The organism is Autumnicola aciditolerans, from assembly GCF_041679265.1.
Taxonomy (GTDB): domain Bacteria; phylum Bacteroidota; class Bacteroidia; order Flavobacteriales; family Flavobacteriaceae; genus Autumnicola.
In genome coordinates this window covers 1-12,163 of record NZ_JBGFSM010000028.1, presented here as the reverse complement: position 1 = coordinate 12,163, position 12,163 = coordinate 1, and the positions used below count along the sequence as shown (strand labels likewise).

10 protein-coding genes and 1 tRNA gene are annotated in these 12,163 nt (G+C 38.8%); 9 read left to right on the top strand and 2 right to left on the bottom strand.

What is annotated here, in order from left to right:
• Window positions 1–503: 503 nt before the first annotated feature.
• Window positions 504–578: transfer RNA gene (locus AB8M93_RS17950), tRNA-Pro, on the bottom strand.
• Window positions 579–881: 303 nt separating this feature from the next.
• On the opposite strand from AB8M93_RS17950, the gene AB8M93_RS17945 reads away from it, so the two are divergent.
• From AB8M93_RS17945 to AB8M93_RS17930, 4 genes are all read left to right on the top strand, one after another.
• Window positions 882–1,346 carry a c-type cytochrome gene (locus tag AB8M93_RS17945; protein WP_373060231.1) on the top strand — a complete coding sequence of 155 codons (465 nt, stop codon included), beginning with the start codon at window positions 882–884 and terminating at the stop codon, window positions 1,344–1,346.
• A 254-nt stretch (window positions 1,347–1,600) separates the two neighbouring features.
• Window positions 1,601–2,431, top strand: a complete 831-nt coding sequence (locus AB8M93_RS17940) for a hypothetical protein (RefSeq protein ID WP_373060229.1) — start codon at window positions 1,601–1,603, stop codon at window positions 2,429–2,431.
• A gap of 80 nt (window positions 2,432–2,511) precedes the next feature.
• Window positions 2,512–3,942, top strand: coding sequence for an MBOAT family O-acyltransferase (locus AB8M93_RS17935; protein ID WP_373060227.1), 1,431 nt, complete (start codon window positions 2,512–2,514; stop codon window positions 3,940–3,942).
• Window position 3,943: 1 nt separating this feature from the next.
• Window positions 3,944–4,903: a hypothetical protein gene (locus AB8M93_RS17930; protein ID WP_373060225.1), complete on the top strand. Its 960-nt coding sequence runs from the start codon at window positions 3,944–3,946 to the stop codon at window positions 4,901–4,903.
• Here AB8M93_RS17930 and AB8M93_RS17925 read toward each other — a convergent pair.
• Window positions 4,869–6,029, bottom strand: a complete 1,161-nt coding sequence (locus AB8M93_RS17925; RefSeq protein ID WP_373060223.1) for a glycosyltransferase family 4 protein — start codon at window positions 6,027–6,029, stop codon at window positions 4,869–4,871. The two genes, AB8M93_RS17930 and AB8M93_RS17925, sit on opposite strands and share 35 nt — an antisense overlap.
• Window positions 6,030–6,169: 140 nt before the next feature.
• On the opposite strand from AB8M93_RS17925, the gene udk reads away from it, so the two are divergent.
• From udk to AB8M93_RS17900, 5 genes are all read left to right on the top strand, one after another.
• Window positions 6,170–6,778, top strand: coding sequence for a uridine kinase (gene udk / locus AB8M93_RS17920; protein ID WP_373060221.1), 609 nt, complete (start codon window positions 6,170–6,172; stop codon window positions 6,776–6,778).
• Between the two features lie 19 nt (window positions 6,779–6,797).
• Window positions 6,798–7,112: an FtsB family cell division protein gene (locus AB8M93_RS17915; RefSeq protein ID WP_373060219.1), complete on the top strand. Its 315-nt coding sequence runs from the start codon at window positions 6,798–6,800 to the stop codon at window positions 7,110–7,112.
• Window positions 7,113–7,153: 41 nt separating this feature from the next.
• Window positions 7,154–8,542: a methylmalonyl-CoA mutase subunit beta gene (locus tag AB8M93_RS17910; protein ID WP_373060217.1), complete on the top strand. Its 1,389-nt coding sequence runs from the start codon at window positions 7,154–7,156 to the stop codon at window positions 8,540–8,542.
• A gap of 3 nt (window positions 8,543–8,545) precedes the next feature.
• A complete protein-coding gene (gene scpA, locus AB8M93_RS17905; RefSeq protein WP_373060215.1) occupies window positions 8,546–10,672 on the top strand; it encodes a methylmalonyl-CoA mutase in 2,127 nt (708 codons plus the stop codon).
• 188 nt (window positions 10,673–10,860) lie between these two features.
• Window positions 10,861–11,742: an SDR family oxidoreductase gene (locus AB8M93_RS17900; protein WP_373060213.1), complete on the top strand. Its 882-nt coding sequence runs from the start codon at window positions 10,861–10,863 to the stop codon at window positions 11,740–11,742.
• Window positions 11,743–12,163 lie beyond the last annotated feature (421 nt).

The window sequence follows — 12,163 nt, the reverse complement described above, 5'->3', positions numbered from 1 at the left end:
CCTAAATTAAGTTTACCAGAAGGCAATCGCAAATGGAATTATGCTAAGTTAAAAGATGTGGTTGATGGGCCGCATACCTTTCTTGGCTATTCCCGTGCATTTTACAACACCCTGATCCCATTTGTTGACTGAGATAATGCGCTTTAAACTTATTTCTAATGATTTACTGTTGACGGTGATTCAGGCATAGAGAATGGCGAGGTCGGGTTGGCTCTTTTTTCTGCGAATGAAAAAAGAAATAGCGAATGTTTGATTGTACGCATGTGTAATACTTTAATTAAACAATAGTTTACAGGTACGAAAATCAAACTACCAATGCGCTCCTAATATGAACCATCGGTGTTCTAGGATATAAAAAATAAGTTCACGATTATCCCATGAACTCACGCGGAACTTATGATTTATTCAACATTAAGTTATTAAAACATAAGTAGTAAAAAAAGGTAACTACATGAAAATCATACAATTACCCTTTAATTATGTTAAAATAAAACTTAATAAAGTCGGGGTGGCAGGATTCGAACCTGCGGCCTCCTGCTCCCAAAGCAGGCGCGATAACCGGGCTACGCTACACCCCGAATAAGAATTGTTAATTGAAATCGAAATTCTTTTCTTGTATAAAAGAATTTATGGTTTCGGCCAATTCCCTCATAAGCGGGTGCAAATATAATAATTCTTTTTATTCCACAATAACAAATTTCAGATTAGATATTTTCCTCACCAATTCATCTGCCTTTTATCAAAGTTTACTAAATTTACCATCAAACTTTACCTTTGAGGTTTAAAGCTTTTACCAGATGATTTTCCTGGAAAGGATAAAATATCAAATCTGTGCTTAAACAAAATGGGAATGATTATAAATTAAAAGCAGCTTAACCAAAATGAAAAAATTCTTATCTCTAGCTATTTTTATTGCCCTCTTTGCATGTAAATCTGATAAAAAAGAATCGGCGAATGAAGAAGATAACTATGTAATCCCCGCATCAGAAAATTCTACTTCCACTTCTACATCTCCCCTTCAGGAAAGTATGGATAGAGGGAAACAAGTGTACGCAAACATTTGTGTAACCTGCCATTTACCTACAGGAAAAGGTATTTCGGGCACATACCCTCCTCTTGATGGATCCAACTGGCTTACTAAAAAAAGAGATGCCAGCATACATGCTGTTAAATATGGTTTACAAGGAGAAATAACAGTAAATGGAACCACCTACGATAATATGATGCCTCCTATGGGACTAAGTGATCAGGAGGTGGCCGATGTACTTAATTATGTAATGAATTCATGGGGTAATAGCAGTGAAGAGCTAATTACCACAGAAGAAGTAAGTGCACTAAAAGAATAATTCTGGTGCTTTAAACGAGTTTATTAAGGTGTTTATCCAATTTCTAAATCAGTTTACATTTTAATTTTCAATAAAAGATAGGCTATGCATGAGAAAAAGCAAAGATATTTCCTACAGGCTTATTAGTTTTGGAAATGTTTAACTTAAAAAATTCTTTCTCATTTAAAAGAATTTGTTTTATTTGACAAAAATTTATCTAATAACTTAAACACACACCTATGAAGAAATTATTTACTTTATTGTTCATTGGATCTATGATTACATCATGTTCTAATGACAACAATATCAATGAGATTGAAGAGCCGGAAGCTGCGGTTACTTTAGAAGATCAGGTTGCTGAAGGTCTTTTTGACAACTCCAGCCTTGGTATTTATGAAGGGGTTTTTACAACTCTTGATGGTTCTTACAGATCAACCGTCGCCATTCAATTGGACGGCAAGAATGTGCCTACTGTAAGCTTTTTATTTCCTGACGGAACTAAATCTTCCATTAAAGCCGCTTCAAATTTAAAAGCACAGGCCGGAACCATCAATTTTTCTAATGACAAATTTAATTTTGACTTTAGCGTAGAAGAAGACGGTACTAATCCTGAAGTAACCAATGTAACCTATGCTGGTAAAAAAGGTGATATTATCATCTTTAAAGAGACTTCTAAAGGAGCAGTTTCTCCAAAAACCGGAACTTATGACTGTGTAGATTGTGAAGGCCATCCAGAACTTGGAGAACCAGGTGCGCTACAAACTTTTAACGTGGTGTTAACTGCTGGTGCAGAATCTGATATGGAAATTCAGCTAACTCTTAACGACCATACTTATTATGGTAACATGACTCAAAGTGCTTGTCAGTCAAGCGCATTTGGAGACTACACAACTTGTAAGCTTAATGGATCTATTGCAGGAAACACTGGCCCTGTAACCATTAATCCTTCTAATACAAGAACTACTTTCCACCAGTACAGATCTGGTACAGGAGACTGTTCTACTATTCAGGGAGTTATGTCTTATACCTCCAGCTTGTTTGGTGGGCCATTTATCATGGCTTTTAATACAGATGATCCTGTTGGTCCTGATGGAGATTGCCTATAAGAATTAAAACATCTTAGAACTAAAAAACCCAAGTTTAAAGCTTGGGTTTTTTTAGTTTTACTTCTATAAAACCTCTTCTATTGTTATTCAATTCCCTGGAGTTTGCGCTGTTTCTACCAGTAGTTTTTATACTATACTGGAGCATAGGAAGTAAGAACAAAACCTTACAGAACTGCCTTATCCTGGCGGCAAGCTATTTCTTTTATGGCTATTGGGATTGGAGATTTTTATTCCTGATCCTTTTTAGTTCTCTAATAGATTTTTGGGCAGGAATTGCAATTTATAACGCAAAGGAAGAGAAGAAGAAAAAATGGTGGCTTTACTTTAGTGTATTTTGGAATTTAGGAGTACTTTTTATTTTTAAATATTTCAATTTTTTTATTGGTAGTTTTCTTAACGCTTTTAATTTAGATACTAACGGTGCTATTCTTGGTTCCTTAGGTATTTTGCTTCCTGTAGGGCTAAGCTTCTATACTTTTCAAACCCTTAGTTATACTATTGATGTCTACAAAAACAGAATAAAACCTACTCATAAACTTCTGGAGTTTTTATGTTTTGTAAGTTTCTTTCCTCAGCTGGTAGCAGGACCGGTAGAAAGAGCATCTTTTCTATTGCCCCAGTTTTTAAATAAACGCTTTTTTGATTCACAAAACGCAAAGGAAGGGCTTCGGCAAATTTTGTGGGGACTTTTTAAAAAAGTGGTAATTGCAGATAACCTGGTTGTAGCAGTTAACCAAATGTATTCAAATCCAGAACAGTTTCAGAGTCTGGAATTGTTTTACATCGCCATACTCTATTATTTTCAGTTGTACTGTGACTTTTCCGGATATGTAGATATCGCCATTGGTACCGCGAAATTATTTGGATTTGAATTAAGTGTAAATTTTAGAATGCCACATCTTTCCAGGAGCATTAGAGACTTTTGGAGGCGATGGAATATTACTTTAAGCCAGTGGTTTAGGGACTACCTCTATATTCCGTTTGTAAAACAGAGGCCTCGTACAGAGGTAAATACCGCCATAGGATTATTTATCACCTTCACCCTTATAGGACTCTGGCACGGGGCAAACTGGAATTTTCTTGTTTTTGGAGCTATACATAGTATTCTTGTAATTATCTATCGGTACATCCCAGCAGTAGATGCAAAAAACTTCCGGAATCATTTCAGGTTCAGGCTGGCTGATCTTACTGCAATCCTCACCAGCTTCTTTATCCTGGTGATAACTCTTATTATTTTCAGGACTCCGGATTTGGCATTGGGTTTTAGAATAATAGGCGAAATTTTTTCATTTACTCGAGACAGTGACTTTGAAACTATTATTGGGTTAAAAGTGCTATTTGTATTTTTGCTACTAGCTATAGAACTCCCCAACAGGCACAAAGATTTCCCGTTGCAGGGAATGGAAAATTATATTCCCAGGGCAGGAAGGTGGTTAATTTATTATTCTTTTATTTATTTAATAATCCGCTATGCAGGACCACAGGCAGAATACATCTATTTTCAGTTCTAAAATGAAAAAGTTTATAACCGGATGCATCATTTTCTTAATTCCCGTAATTGCCATTTATGCTGCGGTAGAATATAGCCTTAGGCAAATTCCTTATGCAGTAAAAATAAAAAAGGAATTCGCTATGAATAATCGTGAGGATATAAAAATTCTCGCTTTAGGTTCGAGCCATTTTGAAAGAGGCTTAAATCCGCAATTCATGGATTCGCTAACTCTTAATTTAGGAAATTCAGGGCAGCGAATTATAGAAAATTACAGGCTGCTCCTTAAATTCGAGCCCCTGCTCCCAAACCTGAAGCTGGTTATTGTAGAATTGAGTTATGACTGGCTGGAAAGGAATAAAAGCATGACTTCTCCCGTGGTAGATAATCTTAACCTGGTTTTTTATGATGTAAATACTTTTGAGAGGGATGTGAAACCTCAGGATTATTTGCTTTTTCCATCCAATCCAGATTTTTTCAGCAACAGGCTCAGCGAACATATCTTTAATGAATCTGCTTTAAAATTTAATAAATTTGGATTTGATACCAATCGCTTTTACGGTTCTTATGAGGCCGTACAACACCAGGATTCTTTAATAAAAGATGAGGATATTTATGTTGAAAACGCCACAGATCCGGTAGCTTTTTCTAAAAATGTGAAAATCCTGAATAAGTTTATTGAGTATTGCGAGAAGCGAAAACTCAAAATTCTTATTTATAGCACCCCTACCCACTACCGATATAACAGGCTAAGGGATAAGCAAATTGTTCAAAGAAGAGATTCGGTTTTGCAGGAATTTAAACAGAAATATGAAAATTTATCGGTCTACATAGACGAAGAAAATCCAGATTTTGTTACTCCGTTTTTTTACAATGGTGACCATCTAAACCCAACAGGAGCTGAAAAAGCCACGAAATTGCTTAACGAGTATATAGAAAAGAACATTTTTACGAAACAACCTTCTTCAAAGCTGTCCAAATAGCTTCTGAATATTGTTCAATAGTAAAATTTTCTTCAAAATGCTCACGGGAAGAAGAAGATAAGCTAGCATATGTTGCGGGTGTGATACCTTCAGCAAGATCCAGTATTGCTTTCTTTAATCCTTTAGCATCTTCATACAAATAACCATTCTTTCCGGGCACGATTATTTCCGGAAATGCTCCTGAAAACCTTCCAAGAACAGGGATTCCCGCAGCATTGGCTTCTGCTACCGTCCTGCCAAAAGCTTCATTTTTGCTGTTTACAATCAGGAAATCAAAATGCTGATAAATCTCGTTTTTCGGCAAAAAACCTAAATAGTTAACACCTGTATTCTTAGGGATTATTTTTTCAAGATAAAGTTTCTCCCCTTCTCCAATTAAAATTAATTCCATTTTTTGCTTGTAGTCTTTTAACAATTCCCTGAAGATTTCCAGCACCTCCTTTTGATTTTTCTGACTGTTTATTCTTCCTACCACCCCAAATTTTATCTTTACAAAATCAGGCCTAGAAAATCCTAAATTTTCATCTTTAAACGCCACCCCGTTATAAGCAATTTTAAACCGGTGAGTACCAAATTCTTTTTTATAGAATTCATGCAGAAATTGGGAAGTGTAAATATGCAAAGCCGCATGCCGGAAATAATGAGAAAATTGCTGCCGGTCTTCCAGCATAAATCCATACACAGGTTCCTCTATAGTTTCCCTGTGATGCCATAAAAACGGGACATTTAACTTTTTCGCCATCATTGCTCCCATTGGTGCAAGCGAAGAATTCACATAAATTAGATCAGGATTTAATTCTTTTACCATGGCAAGATGCCGTCTTCTATATAACAGGTTTTTTATCTTCTTTTCCCATTTATTCTTCAAATACCAGATTTTGAAAACAGAATTACTGCTTCGGCGGTGTTTCTCAGCCACTTCAAAATTGTAACTCCAGTACAGATGAGGAATCACACTATATCCAATTTTATTTTTCTTTAGTAAACTCCCTATAGGCTCTTCAGAAGGAATTATTACATGAACAAAAGTTTCAGGATGATGCCTCATAATACCAGAAATAAGATTGACCAGAGAGACATTGGCCCCATAAATAGTTGAAGAATGTGCATAAAATAATAATCTCATAAAGCCGGCTTAGGGAACTTTTGTACTGCAATTCCAAAGATAGCAGTATCATAGAGCCTGTACAACAAATTAAATTTTTAAAATCCCTGGCTGCGGTTTGCCTTTTAAAATGAATAATTAAATTTGCCAAAAATTATGCTATGCTCATTATTGGAATCGCCGGCGGGACCGGAAGCGGGAAAACCACTGTTGTAAACCAGATTATTGAAGAATTAAAGAATGAGGAAGTTGATGTAATTTCACAGGATTCGTATTACCAGGACACCAGCCATCTCACTTTTGAAGAGCGTAAAAAAATCAATTTTGACCATCCAAAATCCATAGATTTTGAGCTTCTTGTTTCCCATTTACAGGACCTAAAAGCCGGTAACGCAATTGAAGAACCGCTTTACTCCTTTAAAGAACATAACCGCACCGGAGAAACCAGGACCATTGTTCCCCGAAAGGTTTTAATTGTGGAAGGGATCCTTATTCTTACCCATCCTGAAGTACGGGAGATGTTTGACATCAAGATTTATGTACATGCCGATAGTGATGAGCGGCTTATTCGCAGGTTAAAGCGTGACATTAATGAACGCGGCCGGGACCTGGAAGAAGTGCTGTGGCGCTACCAAACCACCCTTAAGCCTATGCATCAGCAATTTATAGAACCCACAAAGGAATTTGCCGATATCATAATCCCAACCAACCGGTACAATACCGTAGCTGTTGATATTGTTCAAACAATCATCAAGGATCGCTTAAGCTAATTTTGTATATTTAGGGCAAATGAAGTGGAAAAAGCTACGTAGCAAACCCTGGTTTAGGTTCATAAGCAACCGGTATATACTGCTAAGCCTCATTTTTGCAGGCTGGATGTTCTTCCTGGACAGCAATTCCTGGTTTATTCATCATGAACTCAACCAGGAAATTAACGAACTCCAGGAAAACAAAGAGTACTACCAAAACCAGATCGCTCATGATAAAACTGTGATTGAGCAGTTGCAGGATTCGGTCCAGCTGGAGCAATTCGCCCGGCAAAAATACTACATGAAGCGTGCCGATGAGGATATTTACATTATCGAGTACGACACGATTGACTAGAACGCTATAGGCATTTTTATAGCTGTTTTAAAAAACTACACATGAAGCAATCACTATTTCAGGAATTCGAGGAAGTTTCTGCCCAACAATGGAAACAAAAAATCCAGTATGATCTTAAAGGACAGGATTATAATGAAAAACTGGTTTATAAAAGCCTCGACGGAATAGACATTAAACCATTCTACACTGCTGAAGATGTGGAAGAAATTATTTCTACTCCATCTCCCAAAAACTGGAATATTTGCGAACGCATTTATGTTTCTTCCGCAGAAAAGGGCAACCAGAAGGCCGTACACGCGCTGGAAAAAGGCGCAGAAAGCCTCTGGTTTATTATTCCAACTGAAGAAATTGACCTTTCAATTCTACTAAAGAACATCAATAAAGAAATTCCGGTTTACATCAGCACTCAATTTTTTTCTTTAGATTACTTCGGAAAAATCAATTCTTTGCTGAAAGGGAAAAACCACAACATTTTCCTTCAGCATGATATTGTAGGAAACCTGGCCGCGACGGGAAACTGGTTTTCCAGTCTTAGTGAGGATTTTAAAATTCTTGATGAAATTTGCAAAAAAGCCGAAGGTTTTAAATCGGTAATTTCAGTAGATGCTTCGCTGTTTCAAAATGCCGGCGCCACTATTCCGCAGCAACTGGCCTATGCCCTTGCTCACGCAAATGAATACCTGAACCATTTTGAAAAAAATAGTTTCTTCGGAAGAAAAGACAAATTTGAGCTTCAGTTTGTCATTGCTTCCGGCTCAAATTATTTTTTTGAAATTGCCAAGATCAAGGCCTTTCGCTGGTTATTTTCAACTTTGGCAAAACAATATCAGGTTCCTGAAAACTGTCATATTTTGGCCATGCCTTCAAAACGCAACAAAACCTTATACGATTATAATGTAAACCTACTGCGAACCACCACAGAAAGCATGAGCGCGATTTTGGGCGGTGCCGATGCCGTTTATAATCTGCCTTACGATGCCGTTTTTCATAAAAACAATGAGTTTGGAGACCGCATTGCCCGAAACCAGTTACTGGTGATGAAAAATGAAGCTTACCTTGACAAAGTTTCCAATGCGGCAGAAGGTTCTTATTATATTGAAAGCCTTACCAGGCAGCTTGCGAAAAAAGCTTTGGAAATTTTTAAAGATATTGAAAAAGGCGGCGGATTTTTAAGCCAGCTTAAAGAGGGAACTATTCAGAAGAAAATAAAGGAAAGCGCTCAGGCCGAACAGGAAAAATTTAATTCTGAAGACTTAGTGCTTGTTGGCACCAATAAGTTTCCCAATCCTGAGGACAGGATGCAAAATGAACTGCAATTATTTCCATTTCTGAAGAAAAATCCGCGAAAAACATTAATCCAGCCAATTCTTGAAAGGCGCCTGAGTGAAGAACTGGAGCAGGAAAGGCTGGAAAAAGAAAAAGCCGAATAGAACATGGAGCGAAAAGATCTTCAACATATAAAATTGGATATTCCCAAGCTGAGTTTAAAAGTTCAGGATGCTTCAAAATTTGAAACTCCTGAAGAAATTCTTCTAAAATCCTCTTATTCCAAAGAAGATATTCAGGACGTGGAACATTTAAAATTTGCAGCCGGCATTCCGCCGTACCTGCGAGGGCCTTACAGCACTATGTATGTGAGCAGGCCCTGGACCATCAGGCAATACGCCGGTTTTTCCACTGCTGAAGAAAGCAATGCCTTTTACCGTAGAAATCTTGCCGCCGGCCAAAAAGGGCTTTCGGTGGCGTTCGACCTTCCCACGCACCGCGGGTACGACAGTGATCATGAACGGGTGGTTGGCGATGTGGGAAAAGCGGGAGTGGCCATAGATTCTGTGGAAGACATGAAAATCCTATTTGATCAGATTCCGTTGGATAAAATGTCGGTTTCCATGACCATGAACGGTGCGGTTCTGCCAATTATGGCTTTTTATATTGTTGCCGCCGAAGAACAGGGCGTAAAGCCCGAAGCACTATCGGGAACCATTCAGAATGATATTTTAAAGGAGTTTATGGTGCGCAACACCTACATCTACCCTCCTACTCCTTCTATGAGGATAATCTCAGATATTTTTGAGTACACCTCTCAAAATATGCCAAAGTTCAACAGCATTAGTATTTCGGGCTATCATATGCAGGAAGCCGGCGCTACCTGCGACATAGAGCTGGCTTATACTTTAGCCGATGGGCTGGAATATATCCGGAAAGGACTGGAAGCAGGAATGGATATTGACAGTTTTGCGCCGCGGCTTTCCTTCTTCTGGGCCATTGGAATGAACCATTTTATGGAAATAGCCAAAATGCGTGCAGCCCGTATGTTATGGTCAAAACTTGTAAAGCAATTTAACCCGAAAAACCCAAAATCTTTGGCACTTAGAACCCATTCCCAAACCAGCGGATGGAGTTTGACTGAGCAGGATCCATTTAACAATGTGGCGAGAACCTGTATTGAAGCGGCCGCGGCGGCATTCGGCGGGACACAAAGCCTTCATACCAATGCGCTTGATGAAGCCATTGCCCTGCCAACAGATTTTTCAGCGAGAATTGCCAGGAATACTCAGCTTTACCTTCAGCAGGAAACAAAAATTACCAAAACCGTAGATCCCTGGGCGGGCAGTTATTATGTGGAAAGCCTTACAGATGAAATCGCCCGGCGCGCCTGGAGTCTTATTCAGGAAGTGGAAGATCTTGGCGGAATGACCAAAGCGATTGAAGCCGGAATTCCAAAAATGAGAATTGAAGAAGCCGCGGCTAAAAAACAGGCCAGGATAGACAGCGGGACCGATATTATTGTAGGCACCAACAAATACAGGCTTGAAAAAGAAGAGCCGCTGGTTACACTGGAAGTGGATAATCAAACCGTTAGAAAGCAACAAATTGAAAGGCTGGAAAGGATAAAGGCCGACAGAAATCCTGAAAAAGTAAAAAAAGCTCTGGCCAATTTATCTTCCGCAGCAAAGAATAAGAATGATAATTTACTGGCACTGGCTGTAGAAGCCGCCAGGCATCGTGCTACATTGGGCGAAATAAGTGAGGCCCTTGAAGAAGTCTATGGCAGGTATAAAGCCAAAGTCCAATCCTTTAGCGGGGTATATTCAAAAGAAATGAAAGACAATACTTCTTTTCAAAAAGCAAGGGAACTTGCCGATAAATTTGCTGAACAGGAAGGCCGCCGCCCTCGCATAATGATTGCAAAAATGGGCCAGGATGGCCACGACCGGGGCGCAAAAGTTGTCGCTACAGGCTATGCCGATCTTGGTTTTGATGTGGATATTGGTCCGCTTTTCCAAACCCCTAAAGAGGCTGCCAAACAGGCCGTAGAAAACGATGTGCATATATTAGGAGTTTCCTCTCTTGCCGCAGGCCATAAAACCCTTGTCCCTCAGGTGATAGAAGAATTAAAAAAATACGAACGGGAAGATATTATGGTAATTGTAGGCGGGGTGATTCCCTCCCAGGATTACCAGTTCTTATTTGATGCCGGCGCTGTGGCCGTTTTTGGCCCCGGAACAAAAATAAGTGACGCTGCTATCCAGCTTTTGGAAATTTTAATTGAGGAATAGAGGTTCGGAAGTTAGAGGTTAGAGGTTAGAGGTTAGAGGTTAGAGGTTAGAAAAATAAGGGAAAAATAAATAGCTGGCAGCTCATTATTAAAAACCTCAATTCAAAATTCATCATTCAAAATAATTAATAAAGAGTTAGGGAATAAATTTGCTTATCGCTTACTGCTTTAAGCTTAAAGCTATAAATTATGGACTACACCAAAAAAATGCTTCGTGATGATGCTTTAAAAGGAAAAAGAATTGTGGTCACCGGCGGTGGCAGCGGCCTTGGGAAAGCCATGACAAAATATTTCCTGGAACTGGGAGCAAAAGTCGCAATTACCTCAAGAAACCTGGAAAAACTTCAAAATTCGGCTTCAGAATTAGAAAAAGAAACCGGCGGTAAATGTTTTCCCGTGCAATGTGATGTAAGGCATTACGATCAGGTGGAGCAAATGCGGGATAAAGTAATAGAAAAATTTGGAGCCATAGATGTATTGCTGAACAACGCCGCAGGAAATTTTATTTCCCCTACAGAACGTTTAAGCGCTAACGCCTTTGATACCATTATCGACATTGTCCTGAAAGGAAGTAAAAACTGCACCCTTGCGTTTGGAAAACACTGGATTGATCATACTGAAAAAGACAAAGTTGTCCTCAACATCGTTACCACCTACGCCTGGACCGGTTCTGCCTATGTAGTCCCGAGTGCCACCGCAAAAGCAGGAGTACTGGCAATGACGAGATCTTTAGCAGTGGAATGGGCAAAATACGGGATCCGGTTTAATGCTATCGCACCCGGGCCTTTTCCCACCAAAGGAGCCTGGGACAGGCTGCTTCCGGGAGATTTAAAGGAAAAATTTGACCTGGCTAAAAAAGTGCCGCTTAAACGTGTGGGCGAGCATCAGGAACTGGCAAATCTTGCCGCTTACCTGGTTTCAGATTTTTCAGCTTATGTTAACGGGGAGGTGATTACGATAGACGGCGGGGAATGGCTTAAAGGAGCCGGGCAATTCAATTTACTGGAAGCTATTCCAGAAGAAATGTGGGACCAGCTGGAAGCCATGATAAAAGCGAAAAAACAGAGTTAGGTTTCAGGTTTCAGGTTTCAGGTTTCAGGTTTCAGGTTTCAGGTTTCAGGTTTTTAAGAAAATAGAAAGTCCCGCTTTAATAAACTTTATTTTCTTATTTTTTGAACTTTTAATCAGGGAGCGTCCGTAGTTCTTTGAAATTCTTTAGTTGAAATTGTTCAGAAAAAATCAGGAATGCATTTTTTGAATTCTAAATTCTCCTATTCTCCATTGTCATTTTCAAAATTTCTTCTCCCACAAATCCCGAAAATTATCAAAGAAAAAAACCATTTTCTCAGTTTAAAGCTATAACTTTTTCAATTAAGCTCTCCTGAACTCCACCCCTTCACTTTTCATTTTTCAATTTGTACTTCCCTGATTAGTGTTGACCGTTTTTATTTAATTAATCTTCATTATCAAAAATAGTTATAATTGGTCTTTC